At 72.9% G+C, this 18,954-nt stretch carries 14 protein-coding genes and 1 pseudogene; 9 read left to right on the top strand and 6 right to left on the bottom strand.

Annotated elements, in window-relative coordinates:
- The first annotated feature begins 33 nt into the window (after positions 1-33).
- Positions 34-1,761 carry a chitinase gene (locus tag DNK56_RS23800; protein ID WP_342211046.1) on the top strand — a complete coding sequence of 576 codons (1,728 nt, stop codon included), beginning with the start codon at positions 34-36 and terminating at the stop codon, positions 1,759-1,761.
- Positions 1,762-1,933: 172 nt separating this feature from the next.
- Positions 1,934-4,171, top strand: a complete 2,238-nt coding sequence (locus DNK56_RS23795) for a serine/threonine-protein kinase (RefSeq protein ID WP_241990065.1) — start codon at positions 1,934-1,936, stop codon at positions 4,169-4,171.
- Positions 4,172-4,201: 30 nt separating this feature from the next.
- Here DNK56_RS23795 and DNK56_RS23790 read toward each other — a convergent pair whose 3' ends face one another.
- From DNK56_RS23790 to DNK56_RS23780, 3 genes are read right to left on the bottom strand one after another with little or no spacing between them, the layout of a single operon-like run.
- Complete coding sequence (locus DNK56_RS23790) at positions 4,202-4,612, bottom strand: RidA family protein (RefSeq protein WP_111337891.1); 411 nt, start codon at positions 4,610-4,612, stop codon at positions 4,202-4,204.
- A 6-nt stretch (positions 4,613-4,618) separates the two neighbouring features.
- Positions 4,619-5,377: an IclR family transcriptional regulator gene (locus DNK56_RS23785; protein WP_111337890.1), complete on the bottom strand. Its 759-nt coding sequence runs from the start codon at positions 5,375-5,377 to the stop codon at positions 4,619-4,621.
- Positions 5,374-6,411, bottom strand: coding sequence for a sugar kinase (locus DNK56_RS23780; protein ID WP_111337889.1), 1,038 nt, complete (start codon positions 6,409-6,411; stop codon positions 5,374-5,376). Before DNK56_RS23780 ends, DNK56_RS23785 begins: the two co-directional genes overlap by 4 nt.
- A 143-nt stretch (positions 6,412-6,554) precedes the next feature.
- Here DNK56_RS23780 and DNK56_RS23775 point away from each other — a divergent pair, with 143 nt between their 5' ends.
- The 3 genes and pseudogenes from DNK56_RS23775 to DNK56_RS23765 form a co-directional block, all read left to right on the top strand.
- A complete protein-coding gene (locus DNK56_RS23775; protein WP_111337888.1) occupies positions 6,555-7,844 on the top strand; it encodes an alanine racemase in 1,290 nt (429 codons plus the stop codon).
- 36 nt (positions 7,845-7,880) lie between these two features.
- A complete protein-coding gene (locus DNK56_RS23770; protein ID WP_111337887.1) occupies positions 7,881-9,503 on the top strand; it encodes an N-acyl-D-amino-acid deacylase family protein in 1,623 nt (540 codons plus the stop codon).
- Positions 9,504-9,537: 34 nt separating this feature from the next.
- A pseudogene (locus tag DNK56_RS23765) lies at positions 9,538-10,197 on the top strand (DUF1206 domain-containing protein); the annotation flags it as partial.
- A gap of 85 nt (positions 10,198-10,282) precedes the next feature.
- Here the strand turns inward: DNK56_RS23765 and DNK56_RS23760 are convergent.
- On the bottom strand, positions 10,283-11,125 hold the full coding sequence (locus DNK56_RS23760) for a S1 family peptidase (protein WP_111337885.1): 843 nt from the start codon (positions 11,123-11,125) through the stop codon (positions 10,283-10,285).
- A gap of 406 nt (positions 11,126-11,531) precedes the next feature.
- Between DNK56_RS23760 and DNK56_RS23755 the strand changes: the two genes are divergently transcribed.
- Positions 11,532-12,743 (top strand): pyridoxal phosphate-dependent aminotransferase, encoded by a 1,212-nt coding sequence (locus DNK56_RS23755; RefSeq protein WP_111337884.1) that lies wholly within the window; start codon positions 11,532-11,534, stop codon positions 12,741-12,743.
- Positions 12,744-12,835: 92 nt separating this feature from the next.
- Positions 12,836-13,234 carry an SCO4983 family protein gene (locus tag DNK56_RS23750; RefSeq protein WP_111337883.1) on the top strand — a complete coding sequence of 133 codons (399 nt, stop codon included), beginning with the start codon at positions 12,836-12,838 and terminating at the stop codon, positions 13,232-13,234.
- A gap of 104 nt (positions 13,235-13,338) precedes the next feature.
- On the opposite strand, the gene DNK56_RS23745 is transcribed toward DNK56_RS23750, so the two are convergent.
- Complete coding sequence (locus tag DNK56_RS23745; protein WP_111337882.1) at positions 13,339-15,165, bottom strand: phosphoenolpyruvate carboxykinase (GTP); 1,827 nt, start codon at positions 15,163-15,165, stop codon at positions 13,339-13,341.
- A gap of 236 nt (positions 15,166-15,401) precedes the next feature.
- On the opposite strand from DNK56_RS23745, the gene trhA reads away from it, so the two are divergent.
- Entirely contained in the window at positions 15,402-16,100 is a 699-nt protein-coding gene (trhA, locus tag DNK56_RS23740) for a PAQR family membrane homeostasis protein TrhA (RefSeq protein ID WP_111337881.1), read from the top strand.
- A gap of 75 nt (positions 16,101-16,175) precedes the next feature.
- Complete coding sequence (locus tag DNK56_RS23735) at positions 16,176-16,790, top strand: TetR/AcrR family transcriptional regulator (protein ID WP_111337880.1); 615 nt, start codon at positions 16,176-16,178, stop codon at positions 16,788-16,790.
- A 21-nt stretch (positions 16,791-16,811) separates the two neighbouring features.
- On the opposite strand, the gene DNK56_RS23730 is transcribed toward DNK56_RS23735, so the two are convergent.
- Complete coding sequence (locus DNK56_RS23730) at positions 16,812-18,857, bottom strand: thioredoxin domain-containing protein (protein ID WP_111337879.1); 2,046 nt, start codon at positions 18,855-18,857, stop codon at positions 16,812-16,814.
- Positions 18,858-18,954 lie beyond the last annotated feature (97 nt).

The following is an 18,954-nucleotide window of genomic DNA, read 5'->3' as shown; positions in this document are numbered from 1 at the left end:
CCGCCATCCCCGACTCCCCCCCGGAGGCAGCAAGTGGATCGTTCCCCCGCATCGAGTCCGAGACGACGGCGTACGCGCCCGGTCCTCGGCTCCGCCATGGCCGTTGTAGCCGCCGGCGCGCTGACCCTCACCGGGCTCGTCACCAGCGCCGAGGCCGCCGACATCAACGTCGCGAAGAACGCCGGGTTCGAGTCCGGCCTCGCCAACTGGACCTGCACCGGCAACTCCGGTGCCGCGGTCTCCTCTCCCGTGCACGGCGGCACCGCCGCGCTCAAGGCCTCCCCGGCCGGCCTGGACAACGCCAAGTGCTCGCAGGTCGTCACCGTCAAGCCCAACTCGACGTACCAGCTCAGCTCCTGGGTGCAGGGCAGTTACGTCTACCTGGGCGCCAGCGGCACCGGCACCACCGACGTCTCGACCTGGTCGCCGGGCTCCACCGGCTGGACCCAGCTGAAGACCAGCTTCACCACCGGCGCCAACACCACGTCCGTCACCGTGTACACGCACGGCTGGTACGGCCAGGCCGCCTACTACGTGGACGACCTCTCGGTCACCGGCCCCGACGGCGGCGGCGGCACCGAGGAGCCCGACCCGACGGTCCCCGACGCCCCGGCCGGGCTGGCGGTCGGCTCCACCACCGCCTCCTCGATCGACCTGTCCTGGAGCGCGGTGTCCGGCGCGACCGGCTACACCGTCTACAAGGACGGCGTGAAGGCCACCACGACCACCGGCACCTCGGCGACCATCAGCGGCCTCTCCGCGGACACGGCGTACCAGTTCGCGGTCAGCGCGACCAACAAGGTCGGCGAGTCCGCGAAGTCGGCGGCCGTCAGCGGCCGCACCGCCAAGGACGGGGGCACGATCCCCGACACCTCGGTGCCGAAGCACGCGGTGACCGGCTACTGGCAGAACTTCAACAACGGCGCGACCGTCCAGAAGCTCAGCGACGTGCCCGCGAACTACGACATCATCGCGGTCTCCTTCGCCGACGCCACGTCCACGCCGGGTGCCGTCACCTTCAACCTGGACACGGCCGGCCTGAACGGCTACACCGTCGCCCAGTTCAAGGCCGACATCAAGGCGAAGCAGGCGGCCGGCAAGAACGTCATCATCTCGGTCGGCGGCGAGAAGGGCACGGTCTCGGTCAACAGCGACGCGTCCGCGAACAACTTCGCCAACTCGCTGTACACGCTGATCCAGGAGTACGGCTTCAACGGCGTCGACATCGACCTGGAGAACGGCCTCAACTCCACGTACATGACGAAGGCGCTGCGTTCGCTGTCGCAGAAGGCCGGCCCCGGCCTCGTCATCACGATGGCCCCGCAGACCATCGACATGCAGTCCACCGGTGGCGAGTACTTCAAGACCGCGCTCAACATCAAGGACATCCTGACCGTCGTCAACATGCAGTACTACAACAGCGGCGCGATGCTCGGCTGTGACGGCAAGGTCTACTCGCAGGGCTCGGTGGACTTCCTCACCGCGCTCGCCTGCATCCAGCTGGAGGGCGGCCTCGACCCGTCGCAGGTCGGCATCGGCGTCCCCGCCTCCACCCGCGGCGCGGGCAGCGGCTACGTCTCCCCGTCGATCGTGAACGCGGCGCTGGACTGCCTGACCCAGGGCACCAACTGCGGCAACTTCAAGCCGTCGAAGACCTACCCCGGTCTCCGCGGTGCGATGACCTGGTCGACCAACTGGGACGCCACGGCCGGTAACGCCTGGTCGAACGCGGTCGGCCCGCACGTCCACAACCTGCCGTAACCACCGCTTGCCGGCCTCCCCGCCGGCAGCCCCGACCAGCAGCGCCGCCGCTCCCCCGGCGGCGCTGCTGCGTTCCCGGAAGGTGTTCGATACCGGTAACGCAACAGTCCTGTACGGGAGTTGCCTCATCGCTGACTGTCCGCGCCGGGACGTGGCACCGTGGTGGGGCGCGATGCTGGGCGACAAGGGGAGTGACATGGCCGGGGCGCGGATCGATGCGCTGGGCGGGGACGATCCGGCGACCCTCGGGCCGTACCGACTGCTCGGGCGGCTGGCGTCCGGCGGCATGGGCCGGATCTATCTGGCCCGCGGCGGCGACGGCCGCGGGCTCGTCGCCGTCAAGACGCTCCTCGCCGAGGGCCGGGTCGGCGACACCGACCGGCGGCGCTTCGCCCGTGAGGTGGCGGTCGCCCAGCGGGTGGACAGCGCCTTCACCGCCCGCGTCCTGGACGCCGATCCGCGCGCCGAGCGCCCCTGGATGGCCATCGACTACATCGCCGCGCCCCCGCTCTCCGAACTGGTGCGCTCCTGCGGGGTGCTGCCCGCGTCGGCCGTACGGTGGATCGCGGCCGGCACCGCCGAGGCCCTGGCCACCCTGCACGGGGTGGGGATCGTCCACCGCGACGTGAAGCCGCAGAACGTGCTGCTGCCGCTGGACGGGCCCCGCGTCATCGACTTCGGCATCTCGCACGCCAGCGACCTCACCCTGACCGGCCTCACCCTGGGCACGATCGCCTTCACCTCACCGGAGCAGGCGCGCGGCGAGGAGTCCACCGCCGCGTCCGACGTGTACTCACTGGGCGCCACGCTCTTCCTGCTGGCCACCGGCCGGGCGCCCTACCGCGCGGACGGCGACACGCTGCGGCTGCTGGCGCGGGTGCAGCGCGGCGAGCTCGACCTGACCGGCCTGCCCAAGGAGCTGGTCGAGACGATCCGGCCGTGCCTGGCCGTCCAGCCCCGGCACCGGCCGACGCCCGCCGGGTTACTCGCCCGCTTCCGGGCGCAGCAGGCCGGGCAGCCCTCGACGACGAGCGGCGCCCGGTGGCTGCCGCCGCGCTGGACGGCGCTGATCGAGGCGTACGCCGCGCAGGGGCGGGAGTGGGCGGGCGGCCGGGAGTCGGCGGGTGGCCGCGGCGCGGGCCCGTCGCGGGCCCCGGCCACCACCCGGCGCACCCGTGTCGTCCCGCAGCCGCCGCCGACCCTGGTGTACTCGCCGGAGCGGCAGGCCCGGGCCGACCGCGACCGCACCCGCCGCGAGATGGCGGCCCTGGCTCAGCTGGCCGAGCGTCAGCGCGCCGAGCGCGAACAGGCGGAGCGCGAGGAGGCCGAGATCCGGGCCCGCCGGCAGGCCGACCGGGAGGAGCGGCAGCGGGCCGAGGCGGAGCGGCAGGCCGAACGGGAGCGCGCGGAGGCGGCCCGCCGCGACGCCGCCCGGCAGGAGGCGGCGCGGCGGGAGGCCGCCCGGCAGGAGGCCGAGCGCGCCGCCAGGGCCCGCGCCGCGCGGGAACGGGCCGAGCGCGAGCGCGCGGACCGGGAACGGGCGGCCCGGCAGCGCGCGGAGCGGGCCGCCCGGCCCACCCCCGCGCCGGCGCCCGCACCCGCGCGCACCGGTTCCTCGTCGTCCGCGGCGTCCGTCCTGGGCTGGCTGGTCGCGCTCGTGGTGGTGGCCGGGCTGCTGACGTGGCAGCCGTGGGAGAAGGCGGGCGGGGGCGGTGCGTCGTCGGGCGGCAGCGCGTCCGGCTCCGTCACCTCGGGCAGCGACCTCGACACGCACGCCGACGACAGCACGGGCACCGACCCGGACACCGGGAGCGGCGGGGGCGGCTCGACGGAGCGGGTCTCGTCCGGTTCGGACACCGATACGGACGACACGACCCCCACGCCGACGCCGACGCCCACCCCGACGCCGACCATGGACGCGACGGACCGGGCGTTCGCCGCCGTGCGCGCGGGCGACTGCCTCGACGTGTACAACGACGGCTACGGCAACTTGAGCGCCGACCGCCCGGTCCGGGTGCGGTGCGGCGCCTCGAACGCGTACATGCACGTCAACCGGGTGAGCACCCGGGCCGGCGGCTCCGGCTCCTGCGACACCGGGGTGGGTTTCACCTCATGGAGCCGCGAGGGCGACGACGGGATCACGCGGACGCTGTGCCTGGACCGGGTCTACCGGGCGGGCCAGTGCTTCCCGGCCACGGTGAACGGGCAGACCAACGCGGACCTGACGGTGGTGTGGCGCTGCGACGCGTCGAAGGTGCCCAGGGCGGGCCAGTCGATCCTGCGGATCACCGGCTTCTACCGGGCCCCGAAGGCGGGCCAGGACTGGACCTGCCCGGCGGGGCCCGGCGAACGGTTCTGGTACTGGTCGGTCAACCAGGGCCGCAGCATCATCTGCGCCTCGGCCGCCTGACCCGTACCCGGCCGGGCGTGGGCGACCGGATCAGCCGAGGACGGCGAGGGCGTCGATCTCGATGAGCAGGCCCTTGGGGAGGCCGACGTAGACCGTGGTGCGCGCGGCGGGCGGCTGCTTCAGGTCCTGCTCGGCGAAGTACGCGTTGTAGATCTCGTTCATCTCGGCGAAGTGGTCCACGTCGGTGAGGTAGACGCGCATCATCATCACGTCGTCCCAGCTCGCGCCGCCCTCCTCCAGGATCGCCTTGACGTTGGCGAAGGTCTGGAGGGTCTGCTCGCGCAGGGTGGGCCCGGCGGGGGTGGGCGCCTGGCCCGCGACGGCGGGCAGGAAGCCGACCTGGCCGGCGACCTGGAGGATGTTGCCCTTGCGCACGCCGTGCGAGAACTTCGCCGGCGGGGTGGTGTGGGTGCTCGGGGTGAGGGCGGTCTTTTCGGTCATCGCGGTTCAGGCCTTCTTGGGTAGGTTGCTGCCGGAGTACTCCCGGCTGATGGTGTCGGCGGTGCGACGGACCAGGGGGAGCAGGGTGAGGAGTTCCTCGGCCGTGACCACCACGTTCGGCGCGGAGACCGACATGGCGGCGACGACGCGCCCGTCCGCGCCGCGAATGGGGGCGCCGACGCAGTTGATGGACTCCTCGTGGCCGCCGAGGTCGGTGGCCCAGCCCTGTTCGCGTACGGCGGCCAGCTCCTTGAGGAACGCGGCGGCGCCGGGCGTCGAACGGGGCGTGTACATGGGGTAGTCGAGCTTGTCGGCGATGGCGCGCCGCTCGGGTTCGCTCAGGTCGGCGAGGAGCAGCTTGGCCACGGCGGCGACGGTGATCGCGACGGGCTTGCCGATCCGCGAGTACATGCGGACCGGGTAGCGGCTCTCGACCTTGTCGATGTAGAGGACCTCGTTCTCCTCGTACACGGCGAGGTGGACGGTGTGTCCGCAGTTCTCGTTGAGCGCGACGAGGTGGGGGTGGGCGATCTCGCGTACGTCGAGGTTCTCGACGGCCTCCTGCGCCAGCGCGAACAGCCGGGCGCCGAGGCGGTAGCGCTGGTCCTGCTGGCGGTAGACGAGCCCGTGCTCGTGGAGCGTGCGGAGCAGGCGCAGCGCGGTGGACTTGTGCACGCCGAGGCGGTCGGCGACCCGTCCGAGGTCGGCGGGCCCCTGGGCGAGGAGCGGCAGGATGCTCAGTGCCCGGTCGACGGTCTGGCTCATGGCGTACGTACCTCCGTGTCGTCCCCCGTCCAGCCGGGGCCGAGACGCAGTCTCCCCCAGGCGTCGTCGTCCAGGGCGACGAGCCGGTCGGCCGGCTCCCGCGCGGGCGGCCCGGTGAGATCTCCGGCGACGGTGAGCACGGCGGCGGCCATCAGATGCCCGTGCCGGGCCCGTTCGCGTACGGGGAGGCCGCGCAGCGTGCCGGACAGGAACCCGGCGGCGAAGGCGTCCCCGGCGCCGACGGGCGCGACGACGTCCACCCGGAGCGCCGGCACATCGGTGACGGTGTCGGGGCCGCCGCACGGGGCGGGGTGGGAGAACACCGTCACGCCGTCGGCGCCGCGCTTCACGACCACCACGCCCGGCTCCGGCAGCGCCTCCCGGATCGCGGCGGCGCCCACGACGCCCCACGCCTCCTGTGCCTCGTCCTCGCCCACGAAGACCACGTCCGCCCGGCGCGCCAGCTCCAGCAGCACCCCGGGCGACTCGCCGGACCCGCGCCACAGCGCCGGTCGGTGGTTGACGTCGAAGGAGATCAGCGGTCGCCCCGGCCGGGGGGCGGTCAGTTCGCGGAGCAGCGCCAGGCAGTCCGCCGAGAGCGCCGCCGTGATCCCGGAGAGGTGCAGGACGCGCCCGTGCGGCAGCCCTTCGTACGGCACGGTCCGCGGCGACATCGCCGAGGCGGCCGACCCGGCCCGGTAGTACGCCACCTCGTGGACGTCCGCGGCCCGGTCGGTCGCCGTGCGGAAGTAGATCCCGGTGGGCCGCGACGGATCGCGCCGTACGTACGAGGTGTCCACGCCGTACGCGGCGATCGCCCCGATCAGGTGGTCGCCGAAGCCGTCCGCCCCGACCCGGCTCACCCAGGCCGTGCGGTGCCCGGCGGCGGCGAGCGCGCAGGCCACGTTGGACTCGGCGCCGCCGATGCCGCGCGCGAAGGACGGCACGTCGGCGAGGCGTCCGGGGCACGAGGGCAGGAACGTCACCATGGACTCGCCGAGGCACACGACGTCGGCGGTCGCGGTTGCGGACACGCGGGGCTCCTCAGCAGTCGGGCGGCGGCACCGGCACTCACCATTGACCGGGCGTCGGCTCGGATGTTAGACAGCCATGAGCGATATACGCAATGGGTGTTGCATATGCTGCAATCGTAAGCCGACCGGACCGAGGAGACCCCATGGCCACCGCGCCCCACGTGACCGCTCTCGCCGACGAACCGGTCGACCACCGGTTCAAGGGCCTCCCGCCCGACGCCGAGGGCCTGACCGTCGGCGCGCTGGCCGCCGAGCGCCGGAACCTCTTCGACGGCGGCTTCACCACCCCGGTGCTCGCGCTGTCCGCCGAGTCCGTCGAGCACAACCTCGCCCTCCTGGAGACGTACGCCGAGCGCCACGGCCTCGCGTTCGCGCCGCACGGCAAGACCTCGATGTCCCCGCAGCTGTTCGCCCGCCAGCTGGAGCACGGCGCCTGGGGCATCACGGCGGCCGTCCCCCACCAGGCGCGCGTCTACCGCGCGTTCGGCCTCGACCGGATCTTCCTGGCCAACGAGCTGGTGGACCCCGCCGCGCTGCGCTGGCTCGCCGGCGAACTGAACGCCGACCCCGGCCTCACCTTCGTCTGCTACGTGGACTCGGTGCGCGGCGTCGAGCTGATGGACGCGGCCCTGCGCGCGGCGGGCGCCGCCCGCCCGGTGGACGTGGTGGTGGAGCTGGGCGCCGGCGAGGGCGCCCGCACCGGGGCCCGCACCGAGGCCGAGTGCGCCGCCGTGGCCGACGCGGTGGCCGGGGCGGCGACGCTGCGCCTGGTGGGCGTCGCCGGGTACGAGGGCGAGGTGCCCGAGGCGTCCGGCGAGCGGGTCCGGGCCTGGCTGCGCCGGCTCGTCGCGCTGGCCGCCGCGTTCGACGCGGCGGGCCGGTTCGACGCGCTGGGGCCCGGCGAGCGGATCGTGATCAGCGCGGGCGGCAGCGCGTGGTTCGACGCGGTGGCGGACGTGTTCGCCGAGATCCCGGAGCTGTCCGCCCCCGTGCTCAAGCTGCTGCGCTCGGGCGCGTACGTCTCGCACGACGACGGGCACTACCGCCACCTCACCCCGTTCAACCGGGTGCCCGACGAGGGCGCGCTGCGACCGGCGTTCCGGCTGTGGGCGCAGGTGGTGTCGCGCCCGTCCGCCGGGCAGGCGTTCCTCAACGCGGGCAAGCGGGACGCGGCGTACGACCTGGATCTGCCCGAGGCGCAGGTGGTGCGTTCCGGCCGGGACGGCTCGGTGCGGCCGGCCGCGGGGATCACCGTCACCGGCCTGTCCGACCAGCACACCTGGCTGCGCACGGAGGAGGGCGCGGAGCTGGAGGTCGGGGACTGGGTGGGGATGGGCCTGTCCCACCCGTGCACCAGCTTCGACAAGTGGCAGCTGATCCCCCTCGTCGACGCGGACGGCACGGTCACCGACTTCGTCCGCACCTTCTTCTGAGCCGGGCCCCCGCCCCCGAGAAAGGCCCCAGGCCCCATGGACCTCGTCATCCGCGACGCCCGCGTCGTCGACGGCACCGCCACGCCCTCCTACCGCGCCGACGTGGCCGTCTCCGGCGGCCGGATCGCGGAGATCCACCGCGAGGACTCCCCCGGCCCCCGTCCCGCCGGCGCCCGCACCCTGGACGCCGGCGGGCTCGCCCTCGCCCCCGGCTTCATCGACATGCACGCCCACAGCGACCTGGCGCTGCTGCGCGACCCGGACCACAGCGCGAAGGCCGCGCAGGGCGTCACGCTGGAGGTCCTGGGCCAGGACGGCCTGTCGTACGCGCCGGTGGACGACCGCACGCTCGCCGAGGTCCGCCGCTCCATCGCCGGGTGGAACGGCGACGGCGAGGACATCGACTTCGACTGGCGCACGGTCGGCGGCTACCTCGACCGGCTCGACCGCAACTTCGGCGGCCGGGGCATCGCGGTCAACGCCGCCTATCTGATCCCGCAGGGCACGGTCCGGATGTACGCGGTCGGCTGGGAGGACCGGCCCGCGACCGCCGCCGAACTGGACCGGATGCGCGCGCTCGTGGACCAGGGCATGCGCGAGGGCGCGGTCGGCATGTCGTCCGGGCTGACGTACACGCCCGGCATGTACGCGGACGACGCCGAACTCACCGAGCTGTGCCGGGTGGTGGCCGCGCACGGCGGCTACTACTGCCCGCACCACCGCTCGTACGGCGCCGGGGCGCTGGAGGCGTACGAGGAGATGGTGCGGCTCACCCGGAGCGCGGGCTGCGCCCTGCATCTGGCGCACGCGACCATGAACTTCGGGGTCAACGAGGGCCGCGCCCCCGAACTGCTCGCCCTGCTGGACGGGGCGCTCGACGCGGGCGCCGACATCTCCCTGGACACCTACCCGTACACGCCGGGCTGTACGACGCTCGCCGCGCTGCTGCCCGGCTGGGCGAGCGAGGGCGGCCCGGAGGCGGTCCTGGCCCGGCTGGCCGGACCGGACACGGCCGCCCGCATCCGCCACGCCCTGGAGGTCACCGGCTCGGACGGCTGCCACGGGGTGCCGATCGAGTGGGACACCATCGAGATCTCCGGCACCGGCGAGCCCGCCCTCGCCGCGTACATCGGTCTCACGGTGGCCGAGTCGGCGGACCGGCGGGGCGAGGAGCCCTGGACGGTCGCGCGGCGGCTGCTGCTGGAGGACCGGCTCGGGACGACGATCCTGCAGCACGTCGGCCACGAGGACAACGTCCGCCGGATCATGCGCCACCGGGTGCACACGGGCGGCAGCGACGGCATCCTCCAGGGCGACAAGCCGCACCCGCGCGCCTACGGCACCTTTCCCCACTACCTGGGCCGCTACGCCCGCGAGCTGGGCGTCCTGTCGCTGGAGGAGTGCGTCGCCCATCTCACCGCGCGCCCGGCGGCCCGGCTGCGGCTGCCCGACCGGGGGCTCGTGCGCGAGGGCTACCGCGCCGACCTGGTGCTCTTCGACCCGGACACGGTGGCGGCGGGCTCCACCTTCGACGAGCCGCGCGCCCTGCCGACGGGCATCCCGCACGTGCTGATCGACGGCCGTTTCGTGATCGAGGACGGCAGGCGTACGCAGGTACTGGCCGGCCGCTCCGTGCGCCGGACGGCGGGCGCGGCGTAGTTTCCCCGGCCGCCGCCGGGGCAACCGAGCCGGCATGGACATCTCTGCGACGGCCTCCAAGGGCCACCGGAAGGCGCGGCGGGCGGGCAACAGTAGGGCCGTGGGGGCGGCCGGCCGCGCCGGGTTCGCGGCGCGCGGGGTCATCTACTTCCTCGTCGGGTTCCTCGCCCTGCGCATCGCCCTCGACGGCGGCGGCGAGCAGGCGGACCGGGGCGGGGCGCTCGCGGAGATCGCGCGGAAGCCCTTCGGCCACGTACTGCTGTGGGTGCTCGGCCCGGCCCTGGCGGGCATGGCCCTGTGGCGGCTGTCCGAGGCGGCGTTCGGCGCGGCCGGCCCGGACGGCCGCAAGGCGCCCAAGCGGCCGGCCTCGGGCGGACGGGCCGTCTTCTACGCCTTCGTCGCCTCCTCGGTCCTGATGTTCGCGGCCGGTGACCGGGGCAGCGGGAGCGGCAGCGGTGACGCCCGCTCGCAGGACGTCACGGCCCGCGTCCTGGACCTGCCGGGCGGCCGCCGGCTGGTGGGCGCGGCGGGCGTGGGCATCGCCTGCGCGGGGCTGTGGATCGCGGGCCGGGCGGCGCTCCGGAAGTTCCGCGAGCATCTGCGGACGGACGCGATGCCGGCGGCGGTGCGGCGGGCGGTGGACGTCGTCGGGGTCGCGGGCGGGGTCAGCCGGGGGCTCGTCTTCGCGGTGGCGAACGCGCGGTGGCGCAGGATCTGACCGGAGCGGAGACGTGAGGGGGCGGGGCCGGACCCGGCCCCGCCCCCTCACACGTCACACGTCACGGCTTGGGCAGGGTGCATCCGGCGCGGTTCAGGTCGAAGACGTTGCCGGTGCCGACGCACGCGGCGATGCCGTAGGTCTGCTGGGCGTAGTTGATGCCCTGACGGACCGTCACCTGTCCGTTCTCGTCGACCTCGCACGGGTTGTTGTCCGCGCACCGCAGGCCGTCCTCGTTGCCGGTGTTGTTGACGGCGACGACCTTGCCGGTGGCGTTGTCGATCACCGGCGAGCCGGACGTGCCACCGATGGTCCGGCAGGCGGAGGTGTAGCGGACCGAGTCCTTCCAGGTCCAGGAGCCCTCCTTGAGCCGGTAGACGAACCCATCCACGTCGCAGCTGTAGGTGCGCTTCCAGTACCCGGACACGACGGTGATCGCGGTGCCCTGCACGGGGTGCGTGGTGCTGAGTTCCAGGGCGTCGATCCCGTAGCGGCTCTTGATCTGGGCGTACGTGGAGGTGAGCCGGTACACCGATATGTCGGTGTCCGTCATCGTCCCGTACGCGATCCTGCTCGCCCGGAGCGTGCCGACGCCCCGGCCGGAGGCGTTGAGCAGGGTGAAGCTCCGGCTGGAGGAGCGGTTGTACACGACCTCGCCGGGGGCCGGGAAGCCGGTCTCCAGGCAGTGCCCGTTGGACAGCACCAGGGCGGGGTCGTCCGGCTGCGAGGCGGGGGTGCGGACGACGGAGCCCGAGCAGTTGCTGAGCGCCACGGTGCCGGCGAAGCCGACGGCGGCCCGGACCGGAGCCGGGGCCGGGGCCTGCGTGGGAGCGGCGGTGGCGGGCGCGATGCCCGCGCCCATGAGCAGCACGGCGAAGAGCGCACCGACGAGAGGCTTTTTCATGTGGGGGTCCCCTCTTGCGAATGAACAGAGCGCGACAGCCCTCTGCAACCGAAGTTCCTTCGGTTTGACATGCGCATGCTCGCGCACGCGGGTGGCCCGCACAAGAGGTGAATTCCGGCCGTCCGCCGGGCCCGGGGGTGCGCGGCTTCCCGGACGAGCGTCAACGCGAACCTCGCGGGGGCTCCCCTCCGTACCACTCCGTGGCGTATCTCACCCGTCCCCGTGCGTCACACCGCCGGACCACCCGTTTCCAAGCCGCGCGCCGTCCGCTTCCAGCGTTCCCACGGCTCGCGGGAGGCGGGCGCATGGCGATGAAAGCCCGCACGTACGTGCGCCCCCGCCGGGCCGGGCCGGGCCGTCACCGAAGGCGGGGCAGGCCGTGAATCACAGTCGTAAGCTCGCCGGCATGCAGGTCATCCAGTCCACGAAGCTCGCCAACGTCTGCTACGAAATCCGCGGCCCGGTGCTGGAGGAGGCGATGCGGCTGGAGGCGGCCGGGCATCGCATCCTCAAGCTGAACACCGGCAACCCGGCCGCCTTCGGCTTCGAGTGCCCACCCGAAATCCTCGAGGACATCCTGCGCAATGTCGCCGGGGCGCACGGCTACGGCGACGCGAAGGGGCTGCTGTCGGCCCGCCGCGCGGTGATGCAGCACTACCAGACCAAGGGCATCGAACTGGACGTCGAGGACGTCTATCTGGGCAACGGCGTCTCGGAGCTGATCCAGATGTCGATGCAGGCGCTCCTCGACGACGGCGACGAGGTGCTGGTCCCCGCCCCGGACTACCCGCTGTGGACGGCGTCGGTCGCGCTGGCCGGCGGCACGGCCGTGCACTACCGCTGCGACGAGCAGTCCGACTGGATGCCGGACCTCGCCGACATCGAGCGGAAGGTCACCGACCGCACCAAGGCACTGGTGATCATCAACCCGAACAACCCGACCGGCGCGGTCTACGACGAGGAGATGCTGCGCGGGCTGACGGAGATCGCCCGCCGGCACAACCTGGTCGTCTGCTCCGACGAGATCTACGACCGCATCCTGTACGACGGCGCGACGCACACGCCCACCGCCGCGATCGCCCCCGATCTGATGGTGCTCACCTTCAACGGGCTTTCCAAGAACTACCGCGTCGCCGGGTACCGCTCGGGCTGGATGGCGGTGTGCGGCCCCAAGGCCCACGCCTCCTCGTACATCGAGGGGCTGACGATCCTGGCCAACATGCGGCTGTGCGCGAACATGCCCGCGCAGCACGCCGTCGCCACGGCGCTCGGCGGCCGGCAGTCGATCAACGAGCTGGTACTGCCGGGCGGCCGCATCCTGGAGCAGCGCGACGCGGCGTACGACCTGCTGACCCGGATTCCGGGCGTGACCTGTGTGAAGCCGAAGGGCGCGCTCTACCTCTTCCCCAGGCTCGACCCGAAGGTCTACAAGATCAAGGACGACCGCCAGATGGTCCTGGACCTGCTGCGGGCGGAGAAGATCATGGTGGTGCAGGGGACCGGGTTCAACTGGCCGGACCCGGACCACTTCCGCGTGGTGACGCTGCCCACCACCGAGGATCTGACGGACGCGATCGGCCGGATCGCCCACTTCCTGGACGGTTACAGCCAGGTGTAACCACCACCGATCCGGCCCAATACTCGAAGATGGATAACTTTAGACTGAATCCAAGCTAGGATGGTCCTCACAGCACCACCAGGAGGCCATCCATGTACGAACCGATCCGTCCCAAATCGGTCCTCACACCGGCCGACCACGCCGGCGACTTCCCGCGCCGCTCTCGCGAGGAGGAGCTGGACATCCAGCTCGCGGGACACCTGGCCGCGCTGCTCGCGGTCACCGACGACCTGGGGCTCGACGAGGCGGCCGACCGCATCGCCGAGCAGGTCGCCAGGCTGCGCGGCGCCCCGCCCGTCCGGCACGCCGGGCTGAGCGGCGCGCCCGCATCCGTCCTCCACCGCCGCGCCCACGCCCTCGCGGGCCGGGCCCTGGTGGTGGCGGCCTCCCGCGCCGACACGACGGTCGCGATCCTCGCGGCCGAGCGCATGGACGCCCACACGGAGGCGCTGCCGGCCGGCTCCCGGACCGACCTGGTCGGCGCCCACTGACGGCCCCGGTCCACGCGCCCCCAGGACGCGCGGACCGGGAGCCACCCAGCCCGTCACCGCACGGGCACGGCCGGGCCCGGCCGTCGCCGTACGGGTGTCAGGGCTCAGCCCAGGCGGCTCACCAGGGCGCGGTACTCGTCCCACAGTTCCTTGGGCGTGTGGTCGCCGAAGGTGTTCAGGTGTTCGGGGACCAGGGCGGCCTCCTCGCGCCAGACCTCCTTGTCGACGCCGAGCAGGAGGTCGAGGTCGGCCTCGGAGAGGTCCAGGCCCTCGGTGTCGAGCGCGCTCTTCGCGGGAAGGACGCCGATCGGCGTCTCGACGCCCTCCGCCTTCCCGTCCAGGCGCTCGACGATCCACTTGAGGACGCGGCTGTTCTCGCCGAAGCCGGGCCACACGAACTTGCCCGCGTCGTTCTTGCGGAACCAGTTCACGTAGTAGATCTTCGGCAGCTTGGACTGGTCCGGCTTGTCGGCGCCGACCTTGAGCCAGTGGTTCATGTAGTCGCCCATGTTGTAGCCGCAGAACGGCAGCATGGCGAACGGGTCGCGGCGCAGCTCACCGACCTTGCCCTCGGCGGCGGCGGTCTTCTCGGAGGCGACGTTGGCGCCGAGGAAGACCCCGTGCTGCCAGTCGAAGGACTCGGTCACCAGCGGGACGGCGGAGGCGCGGCGGCCGCCGAAGAGGATGGCCGAGATCGGCACGCCCTTCGGGTCCTCCCACTCCGGCGCGATGATCGGGCACTGCCCGGCGGGGACGGTGAAGCGGGCGTTGGGGTGGGCGGCGGGCGTGCCGGACTCGGGGGTCCAGTCGTTGCCCTTCCAGTCCGTGAGGTGCGCGGGCGGCTCCTCCGTCATGCCCTCCCACCAGACGTCGCCGTCGTCGGTGAGCGCGACGTTGGTGAAGACGGAGTTGCCCCACATCGTCTTCATGGCGTTGGCGTTGGTGTGCTCGCCGGTGCCGGGCGCGACGCCGAAGAAGCCGGCCTCCGGATTGATCGCGTACAGCCGGCCGTCCTCGCCGAACCGCATCCACGCGATGTCGTCACCGATGGTCTCCACGGTCCAGCCGGAGATCGTGGGCTCCAGCATGGCGAGGTTCGTCTTGCCGCAGGCGCTCGGGAACGCGGCCGCGATGTACTTCGACTCACCGCGCGGCGGCGTGAGCTTGAGGATCAGCATGTGCTCCGCGAGCCAGCCCTCGTCGCGGGCCATGACGGAGGCGATGCGCAGCGCGTAGCACTTCTTGCCGAGCAGGGCGTTGCCGCCGTAGCCGGAGCCGTACGACCAGATCTCGCGGTCCTCGGGGAAGTGCGAGATGTACTTGGTCTCGTTGCAGGGCCAGGGGACGTCCTCCTGGCCCTCGGCCAGCGGGGCGCCGAGGGTGTGGACGGCCTTGACGAAGTCGCCATCCTCGCCGAGCTCTTCGAGCACGGCGCTACCCATGCGCGTCATCGTACGCATCGAGACGGCGACGTATGCCGAGTCCGTGATCTCCACGCCCATCGCGGAGAGCGGCGAGCCGAGCGGGCCCATGCAGAACGGGACGACGTACATCGTGCGCCCGCGCATCGAGCCGCGGAAGACACCCCGCTCCCCCGTGAAGATCTCCCGCATCTCGGCGGGGTCCTTCCAGTGGTTCGTGGGGCCGGCGTCCTCCTCCTTCGCGGAGCAGATGAACGTACGGGTCTCGACGCGGGCGACGTCGCTCGGGTCGGAGGCCGCGTAGTAGGAGTTCGGGCGTTTGATCTCGTCGAGCTTGGTGAACGTGCCCTTGGCGACGAGCTCCCCGCACAGGCGCTCGTATTCGGCCTCGGAACCGTCGCACCAGACCACCCGGTCCGGTTCGGTCAGTGCCGCGATCTCGTCCACCCAGGAGATCAGCTCCTGGTGGTTGGTGGGAACAGTGAGGGGAGCCGCGATGTCGCGCGCCACGATCGCTCCTTGGTGAGGGTGTGTTCGGTTGGTGCTCTTGTGCCCTGGTGCCCCGTGGGGGCTGCGACCCGGATGCGTGTACCCCTTCGAATTCCCCTGGCGCTCATCCGGTGCCGACCGCACTCATTTGATCATCCGCCGCTCGCGCCCATATGTCCAGAGGGCCGCCCATGTGAGCATCCGCACGTACCCCGGTCCATATCGGGTACCTACGGCGGCGTAGGTACGATGCGGAAATGACTGCTGCCGCCGCCGCACCCGACACCGCCGGTCCTCGCCCGGCCACGCTCGCCGACGCCCCGCTCAAGCCCCGGATGCGCGGCTGGCTGCATGCCGGGATGTTTCCCGCCGTCGTCATAGCGGGTCTGTTCCTGGTCGCCCTCTCGGACAGCACGCGGGGCCGGATCGCCTGTGCGATCTACGTTCTGACGGCGTGCCTGCTGTTCGGCGTGAGCGCCGTGTACCACCGGGGTACGTGGGGGCCGCGCGGCGAGGCCGTCCTGCGCCGGCTCGACCACGCCAACATCTTCCTGATCATCGCGGGCACGTACACGCCGCTGACCCTGCTGCTGCTCCCCGAGTCCACGGGTACTCCGCTGCTGTGGGCGGTGTGGGCGGCGGCCCTGGCGGGTATCGCGTTCCGGGTCTTCTGGGTCGGCGCGCCGCGCTGGCTGTACACCCCCTGCTACATCGCGATGGGCTGGGCGGCGGTCTTCTTCCTGCCGGACTTCATGCGGACCGGCGGGATCGCGGTGCTGGTGCTGGTCGTCGTCGGCGGCGTGCTGTACAGCGCGGGCGGCGTCATCTACGGCATCAAGAAGCCGAACCCGTCGCCGCGCTGGTTCGGCTTCCACGAGGTCTTCCACTCGCTGACCCTGGCCGCCTTCGTGGTGCACTACGTCGGCATCTCGCTGGTGGCGTACAACCACAGCTGACGCGGCCGGCCGGCTGCCTCCGGCCCCGTACGTCCGGCCCGGTCGTGGCGGCGGGCGGTACCGGACAATGGGCCCATGACCGCCATGTCCCGTCCCCCGTCCCACCCCGCGCCCATGGGGCTGCGCGAGCGCAAGAAGTACCGGACGCGGGTGGCGATCCGGCAGGCGACGTACCGCCTGATCGACGAGCGGGGCTACGAGGCCACCACCATCGAGCAGATCGCGGAGGCGGCCGAGGTCTCGCCGAGCACGGTGTTCCGCTACTTCGCGTCGAAGGAGGACATCGTCCTCACCGACGAATACGACCCGGTCATGGAGGCCCTGCTCCGGGCGCGCCCGGCCGACGAGCCGCCGCTCGAATCGGTCCGGCTGATGATGCGCGAGGCGCTGACCACGTTTCTCGCCGACGACGGGGAACTGCGCCGCCGCACCCGCCTGATGGCCGAGGTCCCCGCGGTCCGCGCCCGGATGACCGAGACGATGTCGGACACCGCGAAGACCCTGGCCCGGGTCCTGGCCGACCGCACCGGCCGCGCCCCGGACGACCTGCGCGTCCGGGTATTCGTCGCGGCGGTCCTGGGAGCCCTGCGCGAGGCGACGCTGTACTGGGCGGACCGGGGCCAGCAGGGCGACCTGCCTGCGCTGGTGAACGAGGCGCTGGGCACGCTGGAGGGCGGGCTGCGGCTGTGAGAGCCGCGGCCCGCCCGGCCGTTACGGCGTCCCGCCCAGCGCGTGGGCCAGGGCGCCCGGGTCCGTCGTCGGGGCGTCGCACACGAAGTGGCGGCAGACGTACGCCGTCGGCGCACCGTCCTTCAGCGGACGGTCCGCGAGCAGCGGGAACTCCGCGCCGCCCGGCTCGCCGGCCGCGACGACCGCGCCGGGGGCCCGGCCCAGCAGGGCCGTACGGTGCAGCTCGCCGCCGACCGGTCCGGCGACCGCCACCTCGCGGGGGCCGTCGAGCAGCGCCTCGGCCACCGCGAGCCCCCAGCCGATGAAGCGCGGGGCGCGCGGGCCCAGCGCCTTGACGACGCCCAGCGCCTCCTCGGCGGCGGTGCGGTGGGGTTCGGAGCCGGTGTGCGCGGCGTACGAGAGGAGCGCCCCGGCGGCGGCCGTCCAGCCGGCCGGGGTCGCGCTGTCGGTGGGGTCCTGGGGGCGCCGGATGAGCTGCTCGGCGTCGTCGGCCGTGTCGTACAACTGGCCGCCCTCGCCCCGGAAGTGCTGGAGCACGATGTCCAGCAGGAACCCGGCGAACTCCAGCCAGGCCCCCTCGCCGGTGACGGCGGCCAGGGCGAGGAAGCCCTCGGCGACGTCCCCGTAGTCCTCCAGCACCCCGGCGTGCTCTCCGGCGCGCCCGTCCTTCGAGGTGCGGACGAGCCGGGCGACGGGGCCCATGTGCACCCGGACCAGCAGGTCGGCGGCCTCGGTGGCGCGCTCGACGAGGTCGGGCCGGTCGAAGTAGGCACCGGTCTCGGCGAGCGCGGCGACGGCGAGGCCGTTCCAGGCGGCGACCACCTTGTCGTCCCGGCCCGGGCGAGGGCGAGCGTCACGCGCGGCGAGGAGCCGCTCGCGTACGCGGGCGGCGCGGGAGTCACTGCCGTCACTGCCGTCACCGGGGTCTCCGGGATCTCCCGCGTCGCCGGGCAGCTGGAGGACCGAGGCGCCCTCCTCGAAGGTGCCCTCGTCGGTCACGCCGTAGTACGCGGCGGCGAAGGCGGCGTCCTCCTCGCCCAGGACCTCGCGCAACTGGGCCGGCGTCCACACGTAGTACGCGCCCTCGACGTGCTTGCCGGTGGCGTCCTCGCTGTCGGCGTCGAGCGCGGAGGCGAACCCGCCCTCGGGGGTCCGCAGCTCGCGCACCATGAAGTCGGCCGTCTCCAGGGCGACCCGGCGGGCGAGATCCGACCCGGTGACGCGCCAGAGATGGGCGTACACGCGGCACAGGAGCGCGTTGTCGTAGAGCATCTTCTCGAAGTGGGGGACGACCCATTCGCGGTCGACGGCATACCGGGCGAACCCGCCGCCGAGCTGGTCGTAGATCCCGCCGCGGGCCATCGCCTCGCAGGTGCCGACGACCATCTGGAGAGCGCCGTCGGCCCCGGTGCGGGCATGGTGGCGCAGCAGGAACTCCAGCGCCATGGACGGCGGGAACTTGGGCGCCCCGCCGAACCCGCCGCGCTGCTCGTCGTACTCCCGGGTCAGCCCGAGCAGCGCCTGCGCCAATTCCGACTCGCCGGGCGGCCCGTCGCCGCCGTGGGCCAGGCTCCGCTCGGACAGGTCCCGCACGATGCGCCCGGCGACCTCCCCGACCTCGTCGCGCCGCCCGGTCCAGGCGGCGGTGACCCCTTCCAGCACCTGCCGGAAGGACGGCATCCCGTGCCGCGACTCGGGCGGGAAGTAGGTCCCGAAGTAGAACGGCTCGGCGTCGGCCGTCAGGAACACGGTCATCGGCCACCCCCCGTGCCCGGTGGCCGCCTGCACGGCCTCCATGTACACGGCGTCCACATCGGGCCGCTCCTCGCGGTCCACCTTCACGGACACGAAGTGCTCGTTCATGTACGCGGCGGTCGCCTCGTCCTCGAACGACTCGTGCGCCATGACGTGACACCAGTGGCACGACGAGTACCCCACGCTGAGCAGCACGGGCACGTCCCGCCGCCGCGCCTCCTCGAACGCCTCGGGCGACCAGGGCCACCAGTCGACCGGATTGTCAGCATGCTGAAGCAGATACGGCGAGGTCACACCAGCCAACCGGTTCATACGCGCCAGCCTCTCACAACGCCGCCCCCGGCCAAGGGCGCCCGCGCGGGATCGCACCGGCGCCGCCGGCCGCACAGTACGCTGAGTCCCAGCGGCA

This window comes from Streptomyces sp. AC1-42W, assembly GCF_003248355.1.
Lineage (GTDB): Bacteria > Actinomycetota > Actinomycetes > Streptomycetales > Streptomycetaceae > Streptomyces.
This window is presented reverse-complemented; position numbering and strand designations above follow the sequence as displayed.